Source organism: Streptomyces sp. NBC_00083 (assembly GCF_026343295.1).
Classification (GTDB): domain Bacteria; phylum Actinomycetota; class Actinomycetes; order Streptomycetales; family Streptomycetaceae; genus Streptomyces.
In genome coordinates this window covers 1,036,723-1,062,102 of the sequence record NZ_JAPELY010000001.1, presented here as the reverse complement: position 1 = coordinate 1,062,102, position 25,380 = coordinate 1,036,723, and the positions used below count along the sequence as shown (strand labels likewise).

The following is a 25,380-nucleotide window of genomic DNA, read 5'->3' as shown; positions in this document are numbered from 1 at the left end:
GGCTCAGCCTCCTTCGGCGGCGTAGGGCGGCGCGGACGCGTACAGCGGGCGCAGTTCGCCGCGCAGGTACAGCTCGCGCATCAGCGAGCGGCGGACCTTGCCGCTGGTGGTGCGGCGGACGGTGCCGGGGCGGACCAGGACGACGCCGCCGAGCGAGGCGCCGAACTCCTCGTGCAGGCAGCCGCGGACCCGCTCGGCGAGGTCGGCGAGCTGGCCGTGGCTCCAGCCGGCGCCGCGGATCTCCTGGATGGCCACGATCTGTTCGCGGTCGGCGGGCGCGGAGAGCACTACGGCGGAGCCGAACGGGGCGCCGGACTGGGCGAGTTGGCGCTCGGCCTCCTGGGGGTGCAGGGTGCGGCCGTCGACGAGGAGGGCGTCCTTGATGCGGCCGGTCAGATACAGCTCGCCGTCGCGCAGCGCGCCGAGGTCGCCGGTGCGCAGGAAGCCGTGCTCGCCGGCGGCGGTGGTGTGGCCGAAGGTGGCGGAGGTCTCCAGCGGGCGGTGCCAGTAGCCGTCGGCGACGGCCTCGCCGCGCACCCAGATCTCGCCGACCGACCCGTCGGGCAGGACGGCGGAGCTGGCCGGGTCGACGATGCGTACGGTCACGTCGCGCGCGGAGCCGCAGCCCGCGAGGGCGCGTACCGGGTGGCCCGGCTGGGGCGGTGTCAGTTCGCCGCGCTCCAGTGCTTCGGCGGAGACGATGGCGGGCGCGGGCGGCAGCCGGTCGGCGAGGGTGACCAGGAGGGTGGCCTCGGCGAGGCCGTATCCGGCGGCGAGCGTGCCCGGTCGCAGCCCGGCCGCGGCGAAGCGGTGGGCGAACGCGGTGAGGGTGACCGCGGAGACCGGTTCGGAGGCGTTGACGGCGGTCCTCAGGGCGCCGAGGTCGAGTGCTGCGAGGTCCTCGTCGGTGACGGCGGCCAGGCAGCGCGCGTACGCGGAGTCGGGGGCCGCGGTGACGGTGACGCGGTGCCGGGCCACCTCGCGCAGCCAGCTCAACGGGTCTGCTGCGTAACGGTGTTGGGACATCAGGACGGCGGTGGCGCCGAGCCACAGCGGGTGCAGGAGCTGGCCGATGAGGCCCAGGTCGTGGTGGAGCGGGAGCCAGCCGCCGATGCGGGAGTCCTCGTCGGTGCCGAGCGCGGTGCGCAGGCTCTCCATGGTGGCGAGGAGGTTGGCGTGGGTGACCTGGACGCCGCGGGGGGCGGCGGTGGAGCCGGAGGTGTACTGGAGCAGGGCGGTGTCGGCGCCGTCGAGCGCGGGCGGCTGCCAGTCGTCGCCGCCGTCGGGCAGGCAGTCGACGGCCAGGCACACCACCGAGGAGCGCCCGGCCCGTGCGAGGCGCCGGGAGAGTTCGGGGGCGTGCGCGGAGCCGGTGAGCATGACGGCCGCGTCGGTCTCGGCGGCGATCGCCGCGGTCCGCTCGGCGGCGGCCCGCGAGGCGTCCGGCGGTGGTACGGGTACGGCGACGGCGCCCGCGTACAGGCAGCCGACGAGGGCGGCGACGGTGTGCGGGCCGCCGTCCATGGAGATGAGGACGGGCCGGCCGGCCGCGCGGCGGCGCACCAGCGCGGCCGCGACGGTCCTGGCCCGTGCGTCGAGTTCGCGGTAGGTGCGCGTCTCGGCGTCACCCTCACCGTCCAGGCAGAGCAGAGCGGTCCCTGCGGCCCGGTCGGCGAACCGTGCCGCCAGTGCCTGGGTGAAGCTCTTCGCTGGGGTCATCCTCTGCTCCCTGATGCTCGGACGGATGGTTGGCTCCTCCTACTCTGCGCGTCGCCACTGGACGGGTACTTGAAGATCAACTGTGTTCGGGCGGTCCAGCCGCTCACCTTCTGTGTCCGGGCACCTCGTTCAGCAAGTCCTGCAGCAGCGTGAGCTCCTGGCGGGTGAGCGGGACGTCGGGGCGCAGCCGTTCGGGGTGGCCGGGCGGCGGGCCGTCGGCGTCGGTGCGCAGCATCAGCCGGAACCCGCTGTCGAGCGAGTGGAGCCGGGCCCTGTTGCCGTCCGCTGCGGTCAGATACATGTCGACTCCGCCGTGCACCATGAGGGCTTCGCCCACGGGGCGCAGGCAACGGCCGATGAGGCGGCGCCACGACCCCTTGGGACGGCGGCCGTCGGAGCCTTCGGCTCCGCCCGGAACGTCCGGGTTCTTCCCGCGGGCCATGTCAGAGAACACCTTCCGAGCTGGGGTGTCCGTTCATGTTCACGTCACCTCTCCCTTCCCCCTGGCCGCCGGACGGCGCCTGGGTGGAGGGAGGATGGGACCGGACACTTGAGCCGCGGTCGGGTTCTGGCTGAAAGGTGCGGGTGCGGATCCGCTCGTACCGGACCTGAACCGGCGTGTTCCGGATTAGTCTCAGCCCCGGGCCACGCCACGTCGCCTACTGCATAATCGCTAGGACCGACCCATGATCCAGCACAACGGGGGGCACCATGGTGCGCGTTCTGATTGCCGAAGACATGCATATGCTGCGCAAGGCATTGGTGTCACTCATTGAACTGGAGTCCGATCTGGAAGTGGTCGCCGAGCTGTCATCGGGCACGGACATCGTGCCGACCGCGATGGCGATGCGGCCGGATGTCGCCGTTCTCGACATCGATCTTCCCGGCACCGACGGGATCACCGCCGCCGCCGGCCTGCACACCTCGGTACCGGAGTGCCGCACGCTCATCCTGACCAGCCTGGGCAGACCGGGGAACCTCAGACGCGCGCTCGCCGCGCACGTCTCCGGCTTCCTCCCCAAGGACTCCGACCCCGACAGCCTCTGCGCCGCGATCCGCCAGGTGGCGGCGGGCGAACGCGTCATCGACCCGCAGCTGGCCCTGGCCACGCTGGACTCGGGCCCGTCCCCGCTGACCGACCGCGAGCGCGAGGTGCTGCAGCTCGCCTCGGAGGGCATGGAGGCCGGCCAGATCGCGTCCCGCCTGCACCTCTCCTCCGGCACGGTGCGCAACTATCTGACGTCGGCCGTCAGCAAACTCAACGCGCGTAACCGGGTCGATGCCATCCGAATCGCCCGCGAGGCGGGGTGGCTGCATTCGGTCTGAGCCCGCCCGCCCGCCACGCTCTTCACCGCCGGCGGCAGCACCGGGGGAATCGTTCCTCCTGGGGCGCTGCCGGTGAGCACGGAGCGGGGTGGAGGGGGTGCGCGGGACAGGTGGTTGGCATCGGCGGGGCAGGGGGGTGCGCGGGGCGGGGCCTGCTCTTCCCCGGCCCCTCACACCATCGCGAGCTCGACCTCGGCCTTCAGCTCGAACCAGCCGTCCGGGCGGGCGCCAGCGAACAGACGACCGTTGACCGCCTCGACGCGCGTGGTCAGGTTGCCGAGCCCGCTGCCGCCGTCGGCCTTGGAGTCCAGTCCCGGCACCGCGCACGCGTGTAAGCCGTCGTTGACCAGAGTCAGCCGGACCCCGGCGGGGGTGCGCTCGGCACGGATCTCGCAGTGTGTGGCCCTGCTGTGCCGCAGCATGTTGGTCAGGCCTTCGCGCAGCGTGGTGGCCAGCACCGTGTCGATGTCGTCCGGGAGATCGCCGCAGTCGGTAGCCACGGTCGCGCGGATCCCCACCCCGGCGAGCATCGCGGTGGCGTTCTCGGCCTCCTCGGTCAGGCTCATCCGCTGCCTGCCCTCGGCCACCGTCCGTACGTCGGCGAGCGCCTGCCGCGCGATCTGCAGCACCTCGGTCAGCTCGGCCTGCGCCTGCACGGGCCGACTCGGCGCCAGACGGCGCACCAACTCGCACTTGAGCGTGATCGCGGACAAGCTGAACCCGAGCAGATCATGCAGATCACGCGCGAAACGAAGCCGTTCCGTAGTCACCGCGAGGCGCGCGATCTCAGCACGGGACCGGTGAAGCTCAGAGGCGAGCTGGGCCATGCGGGACAGGCCGAAGACCACGACGGCACAGATCGGCGTGTAGGCGCCGAAGTAGATGTAGTCCTTGATGACCGGGTCGACGAAGCAGAGCGTGATCTCGGCGCTGGCGAGGACCGCGGCGCACACCGGCCAGGCCGCTCGGGCCGGCAGGGCCAGCAGCGCGGTTCCCGCGAGGAATCCCGGCATGCCCAGGTAGGTCGGCCCGACGACGAGGAGCGGCGCGAACTGGAGCAGGACCAGTGCCGCACCCAGGACCGCCTGACGCGCCGGCCGCGGCAGGCGGTCCATCCGCGCGACCCGCTGCGGGAAGGAGACCGCGAGTTGCACCAGCGTCATGGCCGACAGGCACGCCTCGACGACGGCCACGCGTCCCGGGGAGGGATCGAAGGAGATCGACAGGATCGAGTACGCCAGGAAGTAGCCCACGAGCACAACGGTGTTGAACGCGGAGGCCGCTCGCGGCGGGAGGTCCCGGTGGCCCAGGCCATGGGGCTGCACCGCCGGCTGCTCGGCGTCGTCGCCGTCCCGGTGGCCCAGGCCAGGGGGCCGCGCCGCCGACCGCTCGGCGTCGTCGCCCACAGCGGCGCGTGCCGGGCCCGTGTCGTCCCGCCGTCCGGCGCTGTCGGGGACGGGGACGGGGACGACGGCCCGCAGGCCGAACCGGCCCGGCCCGTCCGGCCCGTGGGTCAGAGTGCCGCCGAGCGCGGTGAGACGCTCCGCGAGCGCCGCCAGGGTGCCGTCGGTTCCCGCCACGGCCGCCCGGCCGCGTCCCGCTCCGTCGTTGCTCAGCACCAAGACCACCGCGCCCGACCGGTGTTCGGCGCGGAGCTCGCACCGCTCGGCCTTGCTGTGTCGCAGCAGGTTCGTCAGGCCCTCGCGCAGCACGGTGGCGAGTGCCGCGTCCACCGCGTGCGGCAGCTCCATGGCGTCGAATTCCAGCGTGGTGCGGATGCCGGCCCCGCCGAGCAGGGAGACCGCCGCGTGCGCCTCGCCCGACAGGGACATTTCCCGGTATCCGACGCTGACCGCTCGCACGTCGGCCAGCGCCTTGCGCGAGGTGACCAGCACCTCCCCGACCTCGGCCCTCGCCTTGGCGGCGTTGTCCGCGAGCAGCCGGTAGGCGAGTTCGCACCGGAGGGAGATCGCGGACAGGCTGAACCCGAGGACGTCGTGCAGGTCGCGGGCGAAGCGCAGCCGTTCGGCGGCGACGGCCAGACGCGCGAGTTCCTCACGCGAGCGGTGCAGCTTCACGACCATGTCCGACATCCGTGACAGCGCGATGACCGTCAACGGGATCAGGGCCGATTCGACCGCCGCGTACGCGACGGAGTCCCACCCCGTGCGGAAGTGGTAGAAGACCAGGAACTCGCCGAGGTATCCGAGGCCGAAGAGGCACCATCCGGTCGTCGCCGGGAACACCAGGACGGCGGACGCGGTGAAGAACGCCGACATGCCGCCCCAGGCGACGCCGTACCGGAGCACCGGGAGATAGGCCAGCAGTCCCTGGAGCACCCACGTCGCACGGCGGTAGCGGGCGGGCCAGGGCGCGAGGCCCGGGAACGAGTGGGCGAGCTGCAGCCCCAGGAGGGCCGCGAAGCCGAGGACGACGGCGGCCCACTCCCACAGCGGCGGATACTCGAACCACACGTACGAGCCGTCGATCACGCAGAAGCCGAACAGCACCCCCGCGGTGATGACGACGGCCGCGCGTCGTGGCAGCGCACGCTCCGCCCCGTCGGTCGGCTCCCCTTCCGTGCGGCGGTCCGCATCGGTCCCCAACTCTCCCCCATGAGCCTGCGTTTCTTCCGTGGTGGGCGCCGCGTCCGACGGTCGCTCACGCGGCGGCGGCGAGGAGTTCGACCTCTGCCTTCAACTCGAACCAGCCGTCCGCTCGGGCCCCTGCCTCAAGCCGGCCGTTCACCGCGTTCACCCTGGTCGTCAGGTTACCGATGCCGCTGCCGCCGTTGACCTTGGTGTCGAGTCCGGCGTCCGCGCACCCCGCTACGCCGTCGTTGACGAGGACCAGGCAGACCCCGGCCGTGGTGCGCTCCACCGTGATCCGGCAATGCGCCGCCTTGCTGTGCCGCAACATGTTGGTCAGGCCCTCGCGCAATGTCGTCGCGAGTACGGTTTCGACTTCACAGGGCAGCTCACCGCAGTCCGTGTCGACGGTCGCGCGGATCCCCACCCCGGCGAGCATCGCGGTGGCGTTCTCGGCCTCCTCGGTCAGGCTCATCCGCTGCCTGCCCTCGGCCACCGTCCGCACATCGGCGAGCGCCTGCCGCGCGATCTGCAGCACCTCGGTCAGCTCGGCCTGCGCCTGCACGGGCCTGGTCGGTGCGAGACGGCGCACCAACTCACACTTGAGCGTGATCGCGGACAAGCTGAACCCGAGCAGATCATGCAGATCACGCGCGAAACGAAGCCGCTCCGTCGTCACCGCGAGACGCGCGATCTCAGCACGGGACCGGTGGAGCTCGGAGGCGAGCTGGGCCATGCGGGAGAGGCCGAAGACGACGAGTGCGCAGATCGGTGTGTACGCCGCCTCATAGATCACCTCGAGGGGCGCGTTGCCCGCCGCGTACCAGGCTTCGGTGGTCACCGCGGTCATGAGGGCGACGGTGGGCCACGCTGCCGGGGCCGGGAGGAGGAGCAGGGCCGACCCTGCCACGAATCCCGGGAGCCCGAGCCAGGCGTCGGGCACGAACAGGTAGGGCAGCAACTGGAGTGCCAGCATCGCACTCAGCGTGCCGTACCTGAGCGCACGGGTACGCCGGGACACCTCGTCGAACCGCCGGTTGAAGGACACCACGAGTTGCAGCCCGAGCAGGGCCAGCATGCACAGTTCGGCACCGATCGCCCGGCCGAGCGGCAGCTGGAAGGACTGGACGATGACGGAGTTGGCGAGCATATAGCCGACCATGACCGCCACAGTGATCCCGCTCGCCGCACGGGGAGCCACGGCGGCGAGGCCGCCGCCGGGTCCCTGGGACACCGGGTCCGACGGCTGGTCGTGGATGGCCCGGCTCGGCGGCGAGGCGGTTTCGGCGCCCGCATCGGGGCCCTCGTGGACCGGTACGGAGGCCGTGAGCCGGAAGCCGCCGGCCTCGGCCGGGCCATGGCTGAGGACACCGCCGAGCGCGCGGACCCGTTCGTCGAGGGCCGCGAGACCGCCGTCAGTGCCCGCCTTCGCCTGCCGTACCGAGCGCCCCGAGCCGTCGTTGGAGAGCGTCAGCAGCAGGGCGCCGTCGCGCCGCTCGGCGGTGATCTCGCACTGTTCGGCCTTGCTGTGCCGCAGCAAGTTCGTCAGTCCCTCGCGGAGCACCGTAGCCAGCACCGTGTCGACCGGGCCGGGCGGTGGTGCCGCGTCGAAGCGCAACGTGGTCCGGATGCCGGCCGCCTCCAGCATCGACACCGCGGCTTCCGCCTCGCCGCGCAGGGACATCTCACGGTATCCCCGGCTGACCGAACGCACATCCGCGAGCGCCTTGCGCGACGTTCGCAGGATCTGCCCCAGCTCCTCCTGCGCCTTCGCGGGTGCGTCCGTGAACAGCCGGTAGGCCAGTTCGCACTTCAGGGTGATGGCCGACAGGCTGAACCCGAGGACGTCGTGGAGGTCGCGGGCGAACCGCAGCCGCTCCCCCGCCACCGCGAGCCGTGACAGCTCCGTGCGTGAGCGGTGCAACTTCACGATCAGGTCCGACATCCGGGAGAGGCCGACCACGATCAGAGCGATCAGGAGGGCGTCGAGAGTGCTGTAGAGAACGGTGACCGCGTCGTCCCCGATCCGTACGAGGACCGTGACGGTGGCGAGGTTCACCGCGGCGAAGAGCGACCAGCCGAGCGCCGCCGGATACACCAGCACGGCTGAGGCGGCGAGGAACGCCTGCATGCCACCCCACGCGTCCCCGACCAGCAACATGGGGACATACGTGAGCAGTCCCTGGAATACCCAGGTCGCGTAACGGTACCGGCGCAGTCGCGAAAGGAAGTCCGGGAAGGAATGGCTGAGTTGGAGAAGCAGGATCGCGAGGAAGCCGAACACGGCCCCGACACGTTCCCAGACCGGTGGGTGCTCCACCCAGACGAAAGAGCCGTCGATCACGAAGAATCCCAGCAGCACCACGGCCGTGATGGCTATGGCTTTTCGTGGTGGCAGCACCTTACTGCCCACGTCGGCGGAGTACGCCTCCGCCTGATCGCCTATTTCTACTTTCAACTGTCCCCCATGGTTCACCGTGCCGGGTCAGGAGCACGTCTCCGGTCCGGATCATAGGTAATCCGGGGGCCGAATCTGTAGTGCTCGACCGGTTCTCACAGACGGGCGGCACCTTTGAGATCCACCGGGGAAAGCATTCCGGCGGCGACCGCGTAGGCGCGGGCCGCACGGACGACGGATCCCGGCAACTGCGCGTCCGGAGGTGACCGAAAAGCGTCATCGCCGCCCCGCAGATGGAAAAGCAGCTTCGCAGCATCCGGCCCGTGCAGTTCCACGCGGTGGTCGCGCCCCTCGTACGCGAGCACCGGATCGCGTCCCGTCCGCTGCGACTCCGCCTGCTTCAGCGTGTGCGAGTCGCCTCCGGGCGGGTCCATCGGCGGGTGGAAAGTGGCGTGCGGGGAGAGGGGAATCACGCTCAGGAGCGGGGAGGCGCCGATCGCGAGATGCCGCACGATGACGTGCTGCAACGGGGCCAGGGCGTCGAGCAGCTCCCGCGAGGCCGCGTTCCACTCGCTCTCCGGCACGTCGTAACCGGGAAAGCCGGGCACCACGTTGGCGAGCGACACCGGACCGAGCTGCATCCGGCGCAGCGCCTCGCGCAACAGCTGCCCCGGCCGCTCCAGACGCAGCTCCCCCCAGGGCGTGCGCAGCACGGTGTTCTGACCGAACAGGACCACGACGTCCTCACGCAGCGACCAGAACTCGCCGAGTTCCCGGGCCGCGAGGCGGTCGATACGCATGAGAGGGGGTCCTTCCACCGGCAGGGCGTGGTTCGCGTGCGACGTGCGGATTCAGAGGAAAAGCGGGACCGGGTTGAGGTCCTCGTACGGCGTCGGCGCGGCCACTCTGCCGAGCTGCACCGGGATGTCGAAAAGTCTTCCCGGGGCGTAGCGGGCCCAGTGGGGTCTGAGTCCCGGCACCACCACCTTGACCACGGGGAGGCCGACGTCGGGTCTGGTCTGGTCGAGGACGAGCAGCTCCATGCCCTTGTCCCGCAGGAGTTCCACCACGGCCTCGATGTCGTCGAACAGGTCGTCCCGCACGGTCCAGGCGTGGGTGCCCGGCCCGGTCGGCGCACAGTCGGCGGGAAGCAGGTAGGGGTGGTCCTCGACGGCTGCCGTCTGCAGCCAGGTGCGGACGTCGAGGTCCTCGGCGACGGCCCGCGAGACGCTGCCGTCGGGCGCCACCACGTGCGGCATCATCTGGTTGAGTTCGGTCAGCGCGCGGCGCAGTGCGATCGCGGGGTCGAAGTGCGCGCCGAAACCGAACATGATGTCCTGCCGCTGCCCGGGTTCGGCCCCGGCAATCCTCGACAGGGCAGCCATCACGGGTATGCCCAGGTCGGCGGTGAGGTCGAGGACCCACACGTCGCGGCCGAGCGCCGCGTGCGTGCGCTTGAGTTCGCTGATCCACGGGTCGTCGAAGGCGTCCAGGTCCACGGCGGGCTGCCGGGTGCGGTTGTACCACCACAGGGCCAGCGCGTCGCGTTCGACGAGTTCGAGGAAGCCCTGCAGCACGGCGTCCTCGATGGTCCCCCCGGCGGCGGTGCCGTTGGAGGTGGCCAGGCAGGAGAAGGCGCCGGGCGGCTGCGGTACTCCGTAGTAGAGCAGCGCGGTCGGCAGCAGCTTGTGGCGCTGTTCGGTCACCGACCACAGCGGTGTCCAGTCGGTGGGCGCGGACTCGTCGAAGGGGTCGGCGACGTGCTGGAAGGGGCCGTGGTTCTCGTTCCACTCGGCGCGTTCCGCGTACTGCCGCTCGTCGTAGAGCTGTATCTCGTCGGGGTGGACGGCGTCGTCGGCGAGGTCGCGGTAGGCGGCGCGGACGGTGGCCTCACCCCCCTCGTAGTGGCCGGAGTGGCGTTCGAGGGACTCGGCGAGCGCGCTGACCCTGGCCTGGAGCTCGGTGGCGCCCTTGCCGCCGCAGGAGGCGCGCAGGCCACCTCGGATCGCGCCGAGGCCCTGGGTGCCGGCAGCCGGGTTGAGTCCCGCGGAGAAGGAGTTGAAGAAGTCGGGTCCGCACTCGTTACGCACGATGTCGCGGACGAGCCCGGTGACCGGATCGACCAAGTGGCTGTACCGGTCCAGGAGTTGCTGGGGCGTGAGGCTGCGGTGGCCGTTGCCGCCGGTGTCCCTCTTGATGCGTGAGCGCAGCACGACGGGCGCCTGTACCTGGGCGGTGGTCATGGCGGGTTCGCCGCAGCTCGGGCACTGCGGGCGGCGCACGACGGGGTGGAGTTCACCGGCGAGGGTGAGTCCGTCGAGGGTGCGCAGCGCCTGCTGGCTCGCGTCGCGGTAGCCGGCCAGCCATTTGGCGGCCTCCAGGCTCGCCAGCTGGAGCGCGGCGAGCCGGGCGGCGGGCAGGGTGCACGAGGGCCGGGGCACGGGGCCCGAGCGGCCCAGCATCCGCTGGACGTGCGCCTCCACCGGGCGGGTGCGCCACAGCCGTTCGGCGAGGCAGGACCAGCAGGGCCCGTCCAGGTCGCCGAAGAAGGGGCCGATCCACACGTCGGTGCCCTCGGTCTTCACGGGCAGCCAGCGCTGCCCCCTCGCCCGGAACTCGGCGTCGACGACGGCGAGTTCGGGGTCGAGGTAGTCGTCGCACAGGACGAGGGTGAGCTCCGCGGCCTCCTCGGTGGGCGTGAGGCCCGCGGCGACGAGGCTCGCGGACAGCTCGTCCGCGTCCGTGCTGCCGACCGACGCGACGCGAACCGCGCCGCGGGCCAGGGCGGTGGCCGCCCTGCTGCCGTCCAGACCGGCCGCTTCCCAGTACGCCTGCTCCGCGGCCTCCCGCGGCGACATCTGGCGCTCGCGGCCGCACAGCAGCCCGGCTCCGGTCAGTCGCGACACCAGCCGGGCGGCCTGCCCGGTGGGGAGGGCGCCCGCGGTGTCCTGGGTGATGCGCTCCAGGGGGCGGGTCCCGTCGAGGAAGGGGGCGAGCCGGGCGATCTGCTCGCCGTGCAGTGCGGTGACCCGCTGGTCGGAGATGAGGTACACCGCTTCACCGGGCACCTGCTCGACCCGCAGGTGCGGTTTGAACCCCAGGAGCGGAGCGGCGGTCCGGGCGGCCCCCATCAGGCGACGTCTGCGACGGCGAGCGGAGCCGGGGCGATGTGGGTGCCGATGCATGAGTACGGCGCCGAAGCCATCGACAGATTCCGTCCGAACTCCTCGATCACCAGGTCATCGGCGACGGATACGGAGACTGTGAGACCGACGTTCGCGTTCATGGTTTTCCCCCTGGCAGACATCTGACGAAGACCCGGGGGAACCCGTCCCCCTAGCCGCCGGTACTCGACTCCTGGTCGGCCCGACGTCCAGAACTCTGCCGGGTCGGCCTGATCCGCCCCAGTGCCGCGCTCACGGGATGCACATGAAACTTTCATACCCGTTCCCAGGACACTCACATGCCGGGTTCAGGAGCCCGGCACTGCCACAACTCGGCCCCGGGTGACAGCTTTTGAGGGTGCTTGGAGCCGGGTGGCGCAAACCATCGGGTCATCCGGCAGATCCGAACCCGGAGGAATCCCATGGAGATCAAGGTTCTCGGTCCGCTCATGGCCGAATCGGGCGGCACGTCGGTCGTCCCGAGCGCCGGCAAGCCCCGGCAGATACTGGCGCTGCTCTCGGTGTACGCCAACCAGGTCATGCCCGTTCCGACGCTGATGGAGGAGATCTGGGGGGCCGACATGCCCCGCAGCGCCCTCACCACCCTGCAGACGTACATCCTTCAGCTGCGCCGGCTGATCGCAGGGGCGCTCGGCCCGGACAGCCCGTACACCGCACGTGAGGTGCTCGCCACGCGGCACGGCGGCTACCTCCTCGAAGTGACGCCGGGCGCCGTGGACGTGCACGAGTACGACCGACTGGTGGCGACCGGGCGCGGCGCCGCCGAGCGCGGCGACGACGAGAGCGCGGCGGCCCTGTACCGCGACGCGCTCGGCATGTGGCGCGGGCCGGCCCTGGTCGACGTGCGCCTCGGGCCGCTGCTCGAAATCGAGCTCGTACGCCTGGAGGAGAGCCGGCTCGGTGTGCTGGAGCAGCGGATCGACTCCGATCTGCGGCTCGGCCGCCATATGCAACTCCTCGCCGAACTTACCTCCCTGACGGCTCGTCACCCGCTGCACGAGGGCCTGCACGCCCAGTGCATGGTGGCGCTCTACCGCTCGGGGCGGCAGTGGCAGGCGCTGGACGTGTTCCAGAACCTGCGGCGCGGGCTCGCCGAGGAGCTGGGCCTCGACCCGTCGGCGCGGCTGCAGCAGCTGCACCGCGCGGTGCTCGCCGGCGACCCGGCGCTCGACTCGCACCTGGCCGGACGCCGTCCGGTGCTCGACCTCTTCGCCGCCTGAGCGGCGCACGGACGGCCCGACCGTCCGGCAGCAACGCGTCCGGACCCCGCCCTCTCCCCCCACAGGGCGGGGTCCGACGCGTGCGTGGCTCGATCCCGCCTCTAGGGGGCGGACGCACAGTGCCCCCCGAACGTCGCCAACGACACTGGGGGTTACCTTGCGAGTCATCGATCTGTCGTCGCCCGTGGACGCGGCCGGCTGGGAACCGGACCCGATCGTCCACGAGATCATGACGCCCGCCGAGGGCGCCGCGCACATGGCGGCGGAGATGAAGGAGCACTTCGGGCTCGACTTCGACCCGGCGGACCTGCCCGGGGGCGAACTCCTCTCCCTGGACACGCTCACCCTGACGAGCCACACCGGCACCCACGTGGACGCGCCCTCGCACTACGGCTCGGTCGGCGACTACGGGCGGCCCCGGCACATCGACGAGATGCCGCTCGACTGGTTCCTGCGTCCGGCCGTCGTGCTCGACGTGAGCGATGTCGGCATCGGCGCCATCGGTGTCGAGCGCATCGAGAAGCAGATCGCCGAGACCGGATACACGCCGCAGCCGCTCGACATCGTCATGCTGCACACCGGCGCTTCTCAACACGCGGGCACACCGCGGTACTTCACCGACTTCGCGGGGCTCGACGGTCCCGCCACCGACTATCTGCTCGACCTGGGCGTCCGCGTCATCGGCACCGACGCCTGGAGCCTGGACGCGCCCTTCGGGCACATGATCCGCACCTTCCAGGAGACCGGCGACAAGTCGGTCCTGTGGCCGGCCCACTTCGCGGGCAGGCGCCGCGAGTACTGCCAGGTCGAGCGGCTCGCCCACCTCGACACCCTGCCCACGCACGGCTTCCGGGTGTCCTGCTTCCCCGTGAAGATCGCCGGAGCGGGGGCGGGCTGGACCCGGGCCGTCGCCCTGATCGACGAATGAGACCCGCGAGCGCCACCCGCGAGGAGACCGTGATGCCGTGGCTGTTCTGCTTCCACCACGCGGGCGCCGGGATCTCCTCGTTCGCCAGGTGGCAGAAGATCCTGGGCGATACGGCCGAGGTGGTGCCGGTGCTCCTTCCGGGCCGCGGCCCGCGCGCCAAGGAAGCAAGGATCACCGACGCCACGGAACTCATGAACGAGCTGCGGGAGTTGATCACTCCGCTGCTCGACCGGCCCTATCTCCTGTACGGGCACAGCCTCGGCGGTCTGGTGGCGCACGCGCTGACCCGGACCCTGGAGGACGACGGCCTGCTGCCGCCGGCCCGGCTGGTGATCGGCGCCGTGCCTCCCCCGCATCTGCGCAACACCCTGCTGCGCGGTGCCCGCCTCCCCGACCACGAACTCATCGACCTCCTGGTCGACCTGGAGGCGGCGCCGCCGGAGGCCGGCGGACGGGACCGGTCGCTGTGGCAGCGCCATGTGATCCCGGCGCTCCGCGACGATCTGCGGCTCGGCGAAGCGCTCTGCCAGGTCAACGCCGACAAGGCGGTGGGCACCCCGCTGACGGCGCTCGCCGGCCGGGACGACCCGATCGCGCCGCTGTGGGAGGTGGCCGAGTGGGCGGACTACTCGGTGACCCATTTCCGGCTCCAGACGATGCCGGGCGACCACTTCTTCGTACGCGAGCGCGTGGTGCCCGAGCTGCTGCGCGAGGTGGCCCTTGAGCTGCGGGAGTCGCTCAAGGGGAAGTACGGCGGCGAGTCGAGCGGGCGTCAAGAGGGCGGGACGAGACTCCTTCCGACAGCGGATCTGACAGCGGATCTATCAGAGAGGTGACGCAGCCGTGCTGCACATTCCCGGGGCGCACCCCCAGGCCCAGCCCAACGAGGGGGACAGGTGAGCCGACGCGTAGTCATCACCGGAATCGGTGTGGTCGCCCCCGGAGGCGTCGGCACCAAGGAGTACTGGTCCCTGCTGACCGCGGGGCGCACCGCGACCAGGGCCGTCACGCTCTTCGACGCTTCGGCCTTCCGGTCGAAGATCGCCGCGGAGGTCGACTTCGACCCGGTCGCCCAGGGGCTGACCGAGGAGCAGGCCGGGCGGCTCGACAGGGCCGCCCAGTTCGCCCTCGTCGGCGCCCGTGAGGCGGTGTCGGACAGCGGCCTGGACATGAAGGGCATCGACCCGTTCCGCACCGGCGTCACCATCGGCAGCGCGGTCGGCGCGACCACCGGGCTCGACTACGAGTACGCGGCGGTCAGCAACAACGGCGCCGAGTGGCTCGTCGACCACGAGCGGGCCGTGCCGCACCTGTACGACTACTTCGTGCCGAGCTCGTTCGCGGCCGAGGTTGCCTGGGAGTTCGGCGCGCAGGGCCCCACGGCGGTCGTCTCGACCGGCTGCACCTCGGGTCTCGACTCGGTCGGCCACGCCGTCGAGCTGATCCGCGAGGGCAGCGCCGACGTCATGATCGCCGGCGCCACCGAGGCGCCCATCTCGCCGATCTCGGTCGCCTGCTTCGACGCCATCAAGGCCACCTCCAACCGCAACGACGAGCCGGAGACCGCCTCGCGGCCCTTCGACAAGTCCCGCAACGGCTTCGTCCTCGGTGAGGGCAGCGCGGTGTTCGTCCTGGAGGAGCACGAGCAGGCCGTGGCGCGCGGCGCGCACATCTACGCCGAGATCGCCGGGTTCGCCTCGCGCTCCAACGCGTACAACATGACGGGTCTGCGGGCCGACGGCGCGGAGATGGCCGAGGCCATCGGCGCCGCACTCGAAGAGGCCGGCATCCCCGGCACCGACATCGACTACATCAACGCGCACGGCTCGGGCACCCTGCAGAACGACCGGCACGAGACCGCCGCGTTCAAGAAGAGCCTCGGCGACCACGCGTACGCGACGCCCGTCTCCTCCATCAAGTCGATGATCGGGCACTCGCTCGGTGCGATCGGCTCCCTGGAGATCGCCGCGTCCGCGCTCGCCATCGAGCACGGCATGGTGCCGCCCACCGCGAACCTGCACGAGGCCGACCCCAAGTGCGACCTCGACTACACGCCGGTCCACGCCCGTGAGCGCGACATCAACACCGTGCTCAGTGTGGGCAGCGGCTTCGGCGGATTCCAGAGCGCGATCGTGCTCACCAAGCCCGAGCGGAGGAAGACGGCATGACGAGCGAGCTGCTCGAACGTACGGCGGTGCGCTCCGCCACCGCGGTGTTCACCGGGATCGGTGTCACCGCCCCCAACGGCCTCGGTACGCGGGCCTGGTGGGAGGCGACGGTGGCCGGCGAGAGCGGCATCCGCCCGGTCACCCGCTTCGACGCCTCCGGCTATCCGGCGACGCTCGCCGGCGAGGTCCCCGGCTTCGACGCCACCGAGCACATCCCGAGCCGGCTGCTCCCGCAGACCGACCACATGACCCGGCTCGCCCTGACCGCGGCGAAGGAGGCCCTGGAGGACTCCGGCGCCGACCCGGCCGAGATGCCGCCGTACTCGGCGGGCGCGGTCACCGCGGCCTCCGCGGGCGGCTTCGAATTCGGCCAGCGCGAGCTCCAGGCGCTGTGGAGCAAGGGCGGCCAGTACGTCTCCGCGTACCAGTCGTACGCCTGGTTCTACGCCGTCAACACCGGCCAGATCTCCATCCGGCACGGCCTTCGCGGGCCCAGCGGCGTGCTCGTCACCGAGCAGGCGGGCGGGCTCGACGCGGTCGCCCAGGCCCGGCGCCAGCTGCGCAAGGGCAGCAAGCTCATCGTCACCGGCGGTGTCGACGGCGCGGTCTGCCCCTGGGGCTGGACGGCGCAGCTCGCGGGCGGCCGGATGAGTTCCGTCGCCGACCCGGCGCGCGCGTTCCTGCCGTTCGACCGCGAGGCCGGCGGTTACGTCGCCGGTGAGGGCGGCGCGATCCTCGTCCTGGAGGACGCGGAGGCGGCCCGCGAGCGCGGCGCGCGGATCTACGGACAGCTCTCGGGGTACGCCGCGACCTTCGACCCGGGGCCGGGCCGCGCGGGCGAGCCGGGGCTGCGCCGGGCGGCCGAACTGGCGCTCGCCGAGGCCGGGTTGAGCGCGTCCGACGTGGACGTCGTCTTCGCGGACGCGTCCGGGGTGCCCGAGCTCGACCGTCAGGAGGAGGCGGCGCTGACCGCCCTCTTCGGGCCGCGCGGGGTGCCGGTCACGGCGCCCAAGACCATGACGGGCCGCCTGTCGGCCGGCGGCGCCTCGCTGGACCTGGCGGCGGCGCTGCTCTCCATCCGGGACGCGGTGATCCCGCCGACCGTGAACGTCACTGACCCGGTCGCGGCCGACACGCTCGACCTGGTCACCGAGGCCCGGCGCGGGCCCGTGCGCACCGCGCTCGTCCTGGCCCGCGGGACCGGCGGCTTCAACGCGGCGGCCGTCGTCACCGCGGCCCGCTGAACTCCACCTGCTGTCATTTGAGAAGAATTGAGACAAGGGGACCTTCATGAATCTCAAGGAACTGACCACGCTGCTGCGCGAGTGCGCGGGTGTCGGCGAGGGGATCGACCTCGACGGGGACGTGCTGGACGTGCCGTTCGACGACCTGGGGTACGACTCCCTGGCGATCCTTCAGGTAACCGGGGTCATTGAGCGGGACTACCAGATCCAGCTCTCCGACGACACGGTGGCCGAGGCGTCGACGCCGCGGGTGCTGCTGGAGTTCATCAACGAGTGCCTGACGTCTGCGACCGCCGCGGCGTAGCTCTTCGGCCGCACCCCGGGCCGCCCCACCCCACCCGGGGTGCGGCGGCCCACCCGCATGCCCCGGGGCTCCGCCCCAGACCCCGGTTCGCGCCTGAAGGGCGCTCGTCCTCAAACGCCGGACGGGCTGAGGATGTGCATGACGCCCGGCACCGAGTAGCCAGGGGCGCGGGGAACTGCGCGAGACGCGGGCACGATCCGCAGACGAAAGCGGGGTCGGGGGCGCGGGGAACTGCGCGAGACGCGGGCACGATCCGCAGACGAAAGCGGGGTCGGGGGCGCGGGGAACTGCGCAGGCCCCGGGTCACAGGTGCAGGGCGCTGTATGGAGACACCCTGCCCGCCGCGCACGCGCAGAAGTGCCCGCACGCCGGGGGAATCGCGTGCGGGCACTTGCTCTGGGGCGCCGGGGGACGGCGCGGGGTCAGATCAGGTCGTCGCGGGTGATCTGGCGGTCCTGGATCTGCCAGGCCCCCTCGACCCGCAGCACCCGGTCCACACACAGCGTGCTCGCCTTGATCTCCGGCCGCCCGCCGCGCGGGGTCTCGATAACCAGCGCGTAGCAGCGGGCCGTCACGACGTCGCCGTCGACGCCCTCGACCGAGACCATGCCCAGCCAGTGGCGGCGCTGGACGCCGGCCTTGGCGTACGCCTCGGTCGCGGCGGCGGCCGCCGCGGTGATGGCCTCGCGGCCGACCGCCGGCACCGGCTGCGCGTTGGCGGCGAACACGCCGTCCGTGGTGAAGGTCTGGGCCCACTCCTCGACCCGGCCGTCGTCGAGCAGATGCATCTGCTGCGCGTAGAACTGCTGGATCTCCGTGTACAGCCCGGCCGTGGTGGTCTGCGGCAGCTCGGTGACGCTCATGGGGGTCCTCTCCTCCTGGATCTTCCTGCCCCCTGAGCATCGGGGCGCCCGCTCGACCCGCACTGGTGCCCCGGTGGGGGCGGCGGCTCCCGCCGGGGTCCAGTCCGGCTCGACACCGGTTCGAGTGGCCCGGCGCATTTTTGGCCGCGTACACCAACTCATCCGAGGAGATTCGTATGACTCAGCCCAAGGTCACCAGCGAGCGCCGGGTCGCGCTCATCACCGGGGCGACCAGCGGGATCGGTCTGGCGTCGGCACGCGCGCTGGGCGGGGCCGGTCTCGCGGTGTTCATCTGCGCGCGCAACGCCGAGACGGTGCAGCTCACCGTGAAGGAGCTCCGCGAGGAGGGCCTTGAGGTGTCGGGCGCGCCCGCCGACGTCCGCAGCGCCGAGTCCGTCAAGGAGCTCGTGGCCGCCGCGGTCACGGCGTACGGCCGGGTCGACGTCGTGGTCAACAACGCCGGCCGCAGCGGTGGCGGTGTGACCGCCGACGTGTCGGACGAGCTGTGGGACGACGTCATCGACACCAACCTGAACAGCGTGTTCCGGGTGACGCGTGAGGCGCTCAACGCGGGCGGCATGCGCGAGCGCGGCTGGGGACGCATCATCAACATCGCCTCGACCGCGGGCAAGCAGGGCGTGGTGCTCGGCGCCCCCTACTCCGCCTCCAAGCACGGCGTGGTCGGCTTCACCAAGGCGCTCGGCAACGAGCTCGCCCCGACCGGCATCACCGTGAACGCGGTCTGCCCCGGTTACGTCGAGACGCCGATGGCGCATCGCGTGCGGCAGGGCTACGCCGAGGCGTACGACACCTCCGAGGACGCGATCCTCGCCAAGTTCACCTCGAAGATCCCGCTCGGCCGCTACTCCACCCCGGAGGAGGTCGCCGGCCTGGTCGGCTACCTGGCCACGGACACCGCCGCCTCCATCACCGCGCAGGCCCTCAACGTCTGCGGCGGCCTCGGCAACTTCTGACCGGCCGAGGGCCGCAAGACCGGACCACCGAGCCCGACGGCTTCCCCAACTCCGCCCAGCAGCAAAGGAATTCACCCGTGTCCGTGACCGGAACGAAGCACCACACCCTCCACAGCGTCGCCGTCGCCGCCCCCGCCGAGGTCGTGTACGGGATCGTCGCCGACGTCACCAAGTGGCCGCAGTACTTCGGCCCCAATGTGCACGTCGAGCACCTGGAGCAGGACGACCGCGCGGAGCGCATCCACATCTGGGCGACCGCCAACGGCGCCGTCAAGAACTGGATCTCGCGCCGCACCTTCGACCCGGAGCGGCTGCGGGTCGACTTCCGGCAGGAGGTCTCCGCGCCGCCGGTGGCCGGCATGGGCGGCGCCTGGGTGGTCTCGCCCGTGGACGCCGAGACGTCGCTGCTCGAACTCCACCACGACTTCGAGGCCGTCGACGACGTCCCGGCCTCGGTGGAGTGGATCCGCGCCGCGGTGGACCGCAACAGCGGCGCCGAGCTGAACAACATCAAGGAACTCGCCGAGCAGCACGCCCAGTTGGACGAACTGGTCTTCGCCTTCGACGACACCGTCCACATGAAGGCCGACGCCGCCGACGTCTTCGACTTCCTGAACCGGGCCGACCTGTGGCCCGAGCGGCTGCCGCACGTGGCGCGCCTGGACCTGACCGAGGACGAGCCGGGCGTGCAGGTCATGGCGATGGACACCAGCACGGCCGACGGTTCGGTGCACACCACCGAGTCGATCCGCGTGGTGTTCGCGCCCGACCGCATCGTCTACAAGCAGACCACCGTGCCGGGGCTCATGACCGCGCACACCGGCCGCTGGACGATCGTCGAGACCGAGGGCGGCGTCGACGTCACGTCGCGGCACACCGTCACGCTGCGCACCGACACCATCGAGAGGTACCTCGGCGAGGGCAAGACGGTCGCCGACGCCCGTGCCTATGTGCACCGCGCGCTGTCCACCAACTCGACCAACACCCTGAAGCTGGCCCGTACTTACGCGGAGGCGCTCCGTGGCTGACACGCTGCCCGAGGTGCCGGACCGGCTCGACCAGCTGCTGTCCCGGGCGGCCGCCGCGCACCCGGCGCGGCCCGCCGTCGTCACCGACGACTTCACGATGGACTACGCCGCCTTCGACGCCCGTGTGACGGCCGTGGCCGCCGGACTCCAGGCGCTGGCGCCGGAGCCGTCGGTCGTGGCCGTCGGTACGGTGCTGCACCCGGACGTCGCGGTCGCGTACTACGCGGCGGTGCGGGCCGGGCACACCGTGGCCGTGGTCAACCCGCTGCTGCGCGAGGACGACCTGGCGCATGTGCTCGGGCTGGCCGGCGCCCGGGTGGTCCTGCTCGACGCGGGTCTGAACGCACGTCTTGAGAAGGTCCGCGACCGGCTGCCCGCGCTGCGCGAGGTCGTGCTGATCGGCGCCGGCACGGACGGGGTGGACACCCTCGCCTCCGACGTACCGCTCGCCGCGCACGCCGAGGGGCCCGGCGACACCGCCGCGCTCCAGTTCACCAGCGGCACCACCGGCCGGCCCAAGGCGGTCCGGCTCAGCCACCGCAACGTGACCGTCAACGCGGCGCAGATCGCGGGGGCGCACCGGCTCGACGGCGCGTCGGTCACCCTCAACCACCTGCCGACGTACCACCCGATGCACCTCAACTCGGCGATCGCGGCGGGCGCCACACAGGTGCTGTGCGCCTCCCCCGAGCCGTACAGCGCGCTGATGACCGCCAACCGGCACGGGGCGACGATCCTGTACAGCCTGCCGGTGCGCCTGGCCCGGCTCGCGGCCGATCCCGATCTGGACTCCGTGTCGATGCCGACGGTCCAGCGCATCGCGTCGGGCGGCTCGGGCCTTCCGGTGCCGGCCGCGCGCAGGCTGTCCAAGCGGTTCGGGGTGCCGGTCTTCCAGGGGTACGGGCTCGCCGAGACGTCCCCGCTGACCCACAGCGACGACCCGGACCACCCGGTGCACGGCTCGGTCGGCACCCCCGTCGCCGGGACCGAGTGCCGTGTCGTCGACATCGAGTCGCGCGCGGTCCTCGCGGCCGGCGGCGTCGGCGAGGTGCAGCTGCGCGGCCCGCAGGTGATGCTGGGGTACGTGGGCGGCCCCGACGGCACGGGCCTGGAGCCCGACGGCTGGCTGACCACCGGCGACGTCGGCCGCATCGACGAGGACGGCCGGCTGTTCCTGGTGGACCGCCTCAAGGACGTCTTCAAGTGCGACAACTTCCTGGTCGCGCCGTCGGACGTGGAGCGTGTCCTGCGCCGCGACCCGCGGGTCGCGGACGTCGTCGTGGTCGAGCTCGCGGACGCCGGGCACGGCGCGGTCGCCGGAGCCCTCGTGGTGCTCGCGGCGCTCCCGCTGCACGACACCGCCGACGCCGTCCTCGCGGAAGTGGTCGCGCGGGCCAATGACGCCCTGCCGTACTACCAGCACGTCCGTGACGCCATGACGCTCGACGCGATCCCGCGTTCGGGCAACGGAAAAATCCAACGCCGTGTGCTCGCCGAGCGGTTGACGAGCCGTCAGCCCGTCGCGAGCTGAGCCCGGGAGGCCCCGCATGTCCTTCACCGTCATCAACACGTTCACGCTGCTCGACCCGGCGGGCGCCGAGGAGTTCGAGGCACGCTTCCTGACCCATGTGGAGTGGATGCGGGCGCAGCCCGGCTTCGTCGCCCACCAGGCGGTCCGCTCCACCGACCGGCCCGATGTGTACATCAACCTCGGCTGGTGGGAGCGGCCCGAGGACTTCAAGGAGGTCCTGGCGAGCGCCACGTTCCAGGAGCACGCCGAGGAGTTCCACCGGATCGTCTCCGTGGAGGCCGACCCGTCGATGGGGATCGCGTGCTTCGACGGCGCCCCGGGTGAGCCGGGCGATGTGCTGCTCGTGGACTCCTTCACCGTCGAGGGGGACCCGGGCGCGTTCGTCGGGGCCTTCCGCGCCCACGCGGCGGCCGCGGCGGCGCTCGACGGCTTCGTCGCCGCCGACCTCGCCAAGTCGCTGTTCGCGCGGCCCGGCGGGTTCACCGCGCTGACCCGCTGGCGCACCGCGGAGGCCGCGCTGGCGGCGACCGTCCTGCCCGAGTACGCGGCGCTCGCCCCGCTCGCCGAGGTGCGCACCGTGCCCGCCGTCGCCGTCGCGGGCAACCGCGCCGAGCCGGCCCCGGTCGGCGCCTGACGGTCCGGGAGGCGGGGTCCTGCCCGCAGAGAGCCCAGAAAGAGAAGGGATTCACCATGGAGTACCGCCGTCTCGGCGCCTCGGGACCGGTGGTCAGCCGGGTCGCGTTCGGGAACTCGCTGACCGCGGGCAACCAGTTGGACGACCGGGCCGCCTCCGCCTGCGTGCGGGCCGCGCTCGACGCGGGCATCACCACGTTCGACACCGCCGACGCGTACGCCGAGGGCCGGGCGGAGGAGCACCTCGGCCGGGCCCTCGCGGGCGTCGACCGGGACGCCGTCGTGATCTGCACCAAGGTCGGCAGGGGCGGCGGGCCCGGCCCCGGCGCGCTGTCGCGCACCAGGATCGCCGCGTCCCTCGACGCCTCGCTGCGCCGGCTCGGCACCGGGCACATCGACCTCTACCAGGCCCACCTGTACGACGACTCGACGCCGCTCGAAGAGACCATGGGCGCGTTCGCGGACGCCGTCGCCGCGGGCAAGGTCCGCTACGTCGGTGTGTCGGAGTGGGCCGCCGACGAGATCGAGCGGGCCGCCGCGCTCGCCCGTGAGCTGGGCATCGAGCTGGTCTCCAACCAGCCGCAGTACTCGATGCTGTGGCGGGTCATCGAAGCCGAGGTCGTGCCGGCCTGTGCGCCGCTCGGCATCGGGCAGATGGTCTGGTCGCCGCTGGCCGGCGGCGTGCTGACCGGAAAGTACCGGCCGGGCCTCCAGGCGCCCGCCGGGTCGCGTGCGGTGGCCGCCAAGGGCGGCGAGGTCTCCATCCAGCGCTACCGCTTCCTGTCGGACGAGGTCCTCACCGCGGTCGGCCGGGTCGCCGGGCTGGCCGAGGAGGCCGGCCTGACGATGGCTCAGCTCGCGCTGGCCTGGGTGCTGCAGAACACGGCCGTCGCGACGGCCGTCATCGGGGCTTCGGCGCCCGAGCAGATCGGCCGCAACCTGGCGGCGGCCGACGCCGTGCTCGACCCGGAGCTGCTGGCCCGCGTCGACGCGGCGCTCGGGCCCGTCCCGGTCACCGACCCCGGTCTGACCCTGAGCCGCATGCTCCGCGCCAGGGCCGCCGCCACTCCCTCCCCCGCCACCCTTTGAGAGGTACCGCTGTGACCACTTCCACGACCGACAGGGAGATCCACCGGACCCGCGCCGGGATCGAGATCGACGCGTCCGCCGACACCGTCTACCGGGCGCTGACGCACGTGGCCGACTGGCCGCTGCTCTACCCCTGGATCGCGCACACCGAGGTCATCGCCCAGGACGGGCAGGACGACGAGGTGAAGTTCTGGGCGGTGCGGCCGGGCCCCGAGGGCGGGCTGCGCGTCTGGACCTCCCGGCGGACCCTCGACCCGGTGGCGCTGCGCATGGACTTCGCTCAGCAGGGCTCGGTGGGCCCGATCAAGGAGCTGGGCGGCACCTGGGACTTCCTGCCCCGCCCCGACGGCGGCTGCCAGGTGGTGTCCGGGCACTGGTTCACCACCGACGCCGACCCGCAGGACACCGCGGGCGAGCTCGACCGGCACGGCGGGCTCCAGATGCGCACCCTCAAGTCGAAGACGGAGCAGCCCGGCGCGCTCACCTCGGACGTGCTCCGGGTCGAGGACCGGACACTGGTTCCCGGCCCGGTGGCCGAGGTGCACGCCCGGCTCCTGGCGGCGCTGCCGCCGCACGAGGGGGGCGAGGAGAGCGCCTGGTTCGGCAGCCGGGACGGCGTGCCGACGGTGCAGATCGAGCACGGCGGACACACCCTCGTCCAGAAGCCGCTGACACCGCCCGGCCCCGCCGAGCTGTACCGGCGCCGCTGGCGTCTGACGCAGGCGCCCGACGGTGTCCTGGTCCGGGCCGATGTGCTGGCCCTGGCCTCCACGGGCCGCGACCGGGTGCTCGCACTGGCCACCACGGACGTGCGCTCCGCGCTCGCCCTGGCCGGGCAGCGATGACGGCGGCCGCCGAGGAGGTCCGCGCCGGGGCCCGCGCCGACGAGGAGCACCGCAGTGACGTGTGCATCGTCGGGGCGGGCCCCGCCGGTCTGACCCTCGCGCTGCTGCTGCTCAAGTCCGGGGTGCGGGTGAGCGTGGTGGAGCGGTCGCGCTCGCACCAGCGGGAGTTCCGCGGCGAGATCCTCCAGCCGGGCGCGATGACCGTCCTCGACCGGCTCGGGGTGCTCGACGGCGCCCGCGCCCGCGGCTGCCACGAGCACGACCGGTTCCGGCTCGTGGAGCAGGACCGGGTGCTGCTCGACATCGACTACCGCGCGCTGCCGGCCCCGTACGACCACCTCCTGTCCATCCCGCAGTCCCATCTGCTGACCGAACTCCTTCTGCACTGCGCCGAGTTCGCGGACTTCGAGTACGTGGACGGCTGCCGGGTCAACGCGCTGCTGCGCGACGAGCGGGGCCGGGTCACCGGGGCCGCCGCCGACGGGCACGTCTTCCACAGCAAGGTCGTGGTCGGCGCCGACGGGCGGTTCTCCAAGGTGCGCAGGCTCGCCGGGATCGAGGCGGGCCGCAGCGAGGCCTTCGACCAGGACGTGCTGTGGTTCAAGCTGACCAAGGACCGGCCCGAAGTCAGCCATGACGTCCGGGTGTTCAGGAGCGCCGGCACCAGCCCCGTGCTCGCGTACGGGTCCTGGCCGGACCGGATCCAGGTCGGCTGGACGCTGCCGCACGGCGGCTACAAGAACGTCGTCGCGCAGGGCCTCGGCCACGTCAAGGAGCAGCTCGCCAAGGCGGTGCCGGCGTACGCGGACCTGATCGACGCGCAGATCACCTCGCTGCGCGACCTGAGCCTGCTCGACGTGTTCTCCGGGCGCGCCGAGCGGTGGGCCGCCGACGGGCTCGTCCTGATGGGCGACGCCGCGCACACGCACAGCCCGATCGGCGCGCAGGGCATCAACCTGTCGGTGCAGGACGCGGTCGTGCTGCACCCGCTGCTCGTCGAGTCGGTCGGGCGCGGGGACGCGAGCGCGGCGTTCCTCTCGCGGTTCGAGGAGCGCAGGGCGCCGGACATCGCGACGATGATGCGGCTCCAGGGCATGCAGTCCAAGGCGATGCTGTCGACCGGCACGTTCGCTACGCGGGTGCGCCCGAAGCTCGCGGCCGTGGTCAAGCACACCCCGGTCTACCGCAAGGTGCTGCGCACCATCGCGTTCGGCAATCCGTCGATCGAGGTGGCCGAGGGGCTCTTCACCGCTCGCTGAATCGGCCACCGCATACGCAAGGCGGGCCGGGTCCTCAAGGACCCGGCCCGCCTTGCGTATGCGGTGGCACGGTGGTGG

At 72.1% G+C, this 25,380-nt stretch carries 22 protein-coding genes; 14 read left to right on the top strand and 8 right to left on the bottom strand.

Going from position 1 to position 25,380, the window contains the following annotated elements; genetic code table 11:
• Nucleotides 1-3 precede the first annotated feature (3 nt).
• Together OOJ98_RS04520 and OOJ98_RS04515 are read right to left on the bottom strand one after the other, a co-directional pair.
• Nucleotides 4-1,719 (bottom strand): fatty acyl-AMP ligase, encoded by a 1,716-nt coding sequence (locus OOJ98_RS04520; protein ID WP_267053300.1) that lies wholly within the window; start codon nt 1,717-1,719, stop codon nt 4-6.
• Nucleotides 1,720-1,822: 103 nt separating this feature from the next.
• Complete coding sequence (locus OOJ98_RS04515) at nt 1,823-2,161, bottom strand: DUF6059 family protein (protein ID WP_267053299.1); 339 nt, start codon at nt 2,159-2,161, stop codon at nt 1,823-1,825.
• 269 nt (nt 2,162-2,430) lie between these two features.
• Here OOJ98_RS04515 and OOJ98_RS04510 point away from each other — a divergent pair, with 269 nt between their 5' ends.
• On the top strand, nt 2,431-3,045 hold the full coding sequence (locus tag OOJ98_RS04510; RefSeq protein WP_053726109.1) for a DNA-binding response regulator: 615 nt from the start codon (nt 2,431-2,433) through the stop codon (nt 3,043-3,045).
• A 170-nt stretch (nt 3,046-3,215) separates the two neighbouring features.
• On the opposite strand, the gene OOJ98_RS04505 is transcribed toward OOJ98_RS04510, so the two are convergent.
• From OOJ98_RS04505 to OOJ98_RS04485, 5 genes are all read right to left on the bottom strand, one after another.
• The gene (locus OOJ98_RS04505) at nt 3,216-5,651 is read right to left on the bottom strand and encodes a sensor histidine kinase (protein ID WP_267053298.1); all 2,436 of its coding nucleotides are present in this window, start codon (nt 5,649-5,651) and stop codon (nt 3,216-3,218) included.
• 55 nt (nt 5,652-5,706) lie between these two features.
• Nucleotides 5,707-8,046 carry a sensor histidine kinase gene (locus tag OOJ98_RS04500; RefSeq protein ID WP_267053297.1) on the bottom strand — a complete coding sequence of 780 codons (2,340 nt, stop codon included), beginning with the start codon at nt 8,044-8,046 and terminating at the stop codon, nt 5,707-5,709.
• A gap of 140 nt (nt 8,047-8,186) precedes the next feature.
• Nucleotides 8,187-8,831 (bottom strand): hypothetical protein, encoded by a 645-nt coding sequence (locus OOJ98_RS04495; protein WP_267053296.1) that lies wholly within the window; start codon nt 8,829-8,831, stop codon nt 8,187-8,189.
• A 51-nt stretch (nt 8,832-8,882) separates the two neighbouring features.
• On the bottom strand, nt 8,883-11,162 hold the full coding sequence (locus OOJ98_RS04490; protein ID WP_267053295.1) for a TOMM precursor leader peptide-binding protein: 2,280 nt from the start codon (nt 11,160-11,162) through the stop codon (nt 8,883-8,885).
• Nucleotides 11,162-11,317 carry a hypothetical protein gene (locus OOJ98_RS04485; RefSeq protein WP_267053294.1) on the bottom strand — a complete coding sequence of 52 codons (156 nt, stop codon included), beginning with the start codon at nt 11,315-11,317 and terminating at the stop codon, nt 11,162-11,164. Before OOJ98_RS04485 ends, OOJ98_RS04490 begins: the two co-directional genes overlap by 1 nt.
• 300 nt (nt 11,318-11,617) lie before the next feature.
• Here OOJ98_RS04485 and OOJ98_RS04480 point away from each other — a divergent pair, with 300 nt between their 5' ends.
• The 6 genes from OOJ98_RS04480 (at nt 11,618) to OOJ98_RS04455 (ending at nt 17,080) form a co-directional block, all read left to right on the top strand.
• Nucleotides 11,618-12,436 carry an AfsR/SARP family transcriptional regulator gene (locus tag OOJ98_RS04480; RefSeq protein WP_267053293.1) on the top strand — a complete coding sequence of 273 codons (819 nt, stop codon included), beginning with the start codon at nt 11,618-11,620 and terminating at the stop codon, nt 12,434-12,436.
• 157 nt (nt 12,437-12,593) lie between these two features.
• Nucleotides 12,594-13,364, top strand: a complete 771-nt coding sequence (locus OOJ98_RS04475) for a cyclase family protein (protein WP_267053292.1) — start codon at nt 12,594-12,596, stop codon at nt 13,362-13,364.
• Nucleotides 13,361-14,200: a thioesterase II family protein gene (locus OOJ98_RS04470; RefSeq protein ID WP_267053291.1), complete on the top strand. Its 840-nt coding sequence runs from the start codon at nt 13,361-13,363 to the stop codon at nt 14,198-14,200. The genes OOJ98_RS04475 and OOJ98_RS04470 overlap by 4 nt, the downstream gene beginning before the upstream one ends.
• Before the next feature lie 60 nt (nt 14,201-14,260).
• The gene (locus tag OOJ98_RS04465) at nt 14,261-15,532 is read left to right on the top strand and encodes a beta-ketoacyl synthase (RefSeq protein WP_267053290.1); all 1,272 of its coding nucleotides are present in this window, start codon (nt 14,261-14,263) and stop codon (nt 15,530-15,532) included.
• Nucleotides 15,529-16,776: a ketosynthase chain-length factor gene (locus tag OOJ98_RS04460; protein WP_267053289.1), complete on the top strand. Its 1,248-nt coding sequence runs from the start codon at nt 15,529-15,531 to the stop codon at nt 16,774-16,776. Before OOJ98_RS04465 ends, OOJ98_RS04460 begins: the two co-directional genes overlap by 4 nt.
• Before the next feature lie 46 nt (nt 16,777-16,822).
• Nucleotides 16,823-17,080, top strand: a complete 258-nt coding sequence (locus tag OOJ98_RS04455; RefSeq protein WP_267053288.1) for an acyl carrier protein — start codon at nt 16,823-16,825, stop codon at nt 17,078-17,080.
• A 422-nt stretch (nt 17,081-17,502) separates the two neighbouring features.
• Here the strand turns inward: OOJ98_RS04455 and OOJ98_RS04450 are convergent, their stop codons facing one another.
• Nucleotides 17,503-17,943 carry a nuclear transport factor 2 family protein gene (locus tag OOJ98_RS04450; protein ID WP_267053287.1) on the bottom strand — a complete coding sequence of 147 codons (441 nt, stop codon included), beginning with the start codon at nt 17,941-17,943 and terminating at the stop codon, nt 17,503-17,505.
• A gap of 176 nt (nt 17,944-18,119) precedes the next feature.
• On the opposite strand from OOJ98_RS04450, the gene OOJ98_RS04445 reads away from it, so the two are divergent.
• The 7 genes from OOJ98_RS04445 (at nt 18,120) to OOJ98_RS04415 (ending at nt 25,302) form a co-directional block, all read left to right on the top strand.
• The gene (locus OOJ98_RS04445; protein ID WP_267053286.1) at nt 18,120-18,917 is read left to right on the top strand and encodes an SDR family NAD(P)-dependent oxidoreductase; all 798 of its coding nucleotides are present in this window, start codon (nt 18,120-18,122) and stop codon (nt 18,915-18,917) included.
• Nucleotides 18,918-18,994: 77 nt separating this feature from the next.
• Nucleotides 18,995-19,945 carry an aromatase/cyclase gene (locus OOJ98_RS04440; RefSeq protein WP_323177878.1) on the top strand — a complete coding sequence of 317 codons (951 nt, stop codon included), beginning with the start codon at nt 18,995-18,997 and terminating at the stop codon, nt 19,943-19,945.
• Nucleotides 19,938-21,476 carry a class I adenylate-forming enzyme family protein gene (locus OOJ98_RS04435; protein WP_267053285.1) on the top strand — a complete coding sequence of 513 codons (1,539 nt, stop codon included), beginning with the start codon at nt 19,938-19,940 and terminating at the stop codon, nt 21,474-21,476. Before OOJ98_RS04440 ends, OOJ98_RS04435 begins: the two co-directional genes overlap by 8 nt.
• A gap of 16 nt (nt 21,477-21,492) precedes the next feature.
• Entirely contained in the window at nt 21,493-22,110 is a 618-nt protein-coding gene (locus OOJ98_RS04430; RefSeq protein ID WP_267053284.1) for an antibiotic biosynthesis monooxygenase, read from the top strand.
• A 56-nt stretch (nt 22,111-22,166) separates the two neighbouring features.
• Nucleotides 22,167-23,198, top strand: a complete 1,032-nt coding sequence (locus tag OOJ98_RS04425; protein WP_267053283.1) for an aldo/keto reductase — start codon at nt 22,167-22,169, stop codon at nt 23,196-23,198.
• An 11-nt stretch (nt 23,199-23,209) separates the two neighbouring features.
• On the top strand, nt 23,210-24,043 hold the full coding sequence (locus OOJ98_RS04420) for an SRPBCC family protein (protein ID WP_267053282.1): 834 nt from the start codon (nt 23,210-23,212) through the stop codon (nt 24,041-24,043).
• The gene (locus OOJ98_RS04415; protein WP_267053281.1) at nt 24,040-25,302 is read left to right on the top strand and encodes an FAD-dependent monooxygenase; all 1,263 of its coding nucleotides are present in this window, start codon (nt 24,040-24,042) and stop codon (nt 25,300-25,302) included. The genes OOJ98_RS04420 and OOJ98_RS04415 overlap by 4 nt, the downstream gene beginning before the upstream one ends.
• Nucleotides 25,303-25,380: the final 78 nt, after the last annotated feature.

Bases quoted from the DNA above. Each gene is read 5' to 3' on its own strand.
- OOJ98_RS04445 (WP_267053286.1), top strand. From the start codon at position 18,120: ATGACTCAGCCCAAGGTCACCAGCGAGCGCCGGGTCGCGCTCATCACC.
- OOJ98_RS04430 (WP_267053284.1), top strand. From the start codon at position 21,493: ATGTCCTTCACCGTCATCAACACGTTCACGCTGCTCGACCCGGCGGGC.
- OOJ98_RS04415 (WP_267053281.1), top strand. From the start codon at position 24,040: ATGACGGCGGCCGCCGAGGAGGTCCGCGCCGGGGCCCGCGCCGACGAG.
- OOJ98_RS04510 (WP_053726109.1), top strand. From the start codon at position 2,431: ATGGTGCGCGTTCTGATTGCCGAAGACATGCATATGCTGCGCAAGGCA.
- OOJ98_RS04425 (WP_267053283.1), top strand. From the start codon at position 22,167: ATGGAGTACCGCCGTCTCGGCGCCTCGGGACCGGTGGTCAGCCGGGTC.
- OOJ98_RS04485 (WP_267053294.1), bottom strand. From the start codon at position 11,317: ATGAACGCGAACGTCGGTCTCACAGTCTCCGTATCCGTCGCCGATGAC.
- OOJ98_RS04455 (WP_267053288.1), top strand. From the start codon at position 16,823: ATGAATCTCAAGGAACTGACCACGCTGCTGCGCGAGTGCGCGGGTGTC.
- OOJ98_RS04490 (WP_267053295.1), bottom strand. From the start codon at position 11,162: ATGGGGGCCGCCCGGACCGCCGCTCCGCTCCTGGGGTTCAAACCGCAC.
- OOJ98_RS04460 (WP_267053289.1), top strand. From the start codon at position 15,529: ATGACGAGCGAGCTGCTCGAACGTACGGCGGTGCGCTCCGCCACCGCG.
- OOJ98_RS04480 (WP_267053293.1), top strand. From the start codon at position 11,618: ATGGAGATCAAGGTTCTCGGTCCGCTCATGGCCGAATCGGGCGGCACG.
- OOJ98_RS04470 (WP_267053291.1), top strand. From the start codon at position 13,361: ATGAGACCCGCGAGCGCCACCCGCGAGGAGACCGTGATGCCGTGGCTG.
- OOJ98_RS04515 (WP_267053299.1), bottom strand. From the start codon at position 2,161: ATGGCCCGCGGGAAGAACCCGGACGTTCCGGGCGGAGCCGAAGGCTCC.
- OOJ98_RS04450 (WP_267053287.1), bottom strand. From the start codon at position 17,943: ATGAGCGTCACCGAGCTGCCGCAGACCACCACGGCCGGGCTGTACACG.
- OOJ98_RS04495 (WP_267053296.1), bottom strand. From the start codon at position 8,831: ATGCGTATCGACCGCCTCGCGGCCCGGGAACTCGGCGAGTTCTGGTCG.
- OOJ98_RS04520 (WP_267053300.1), bottom strand. From the start codon at position 1,719: ATGACCCCAGCGAAGAGCTTCACCCAGGCACTGGCGGCACGGTTCGCC.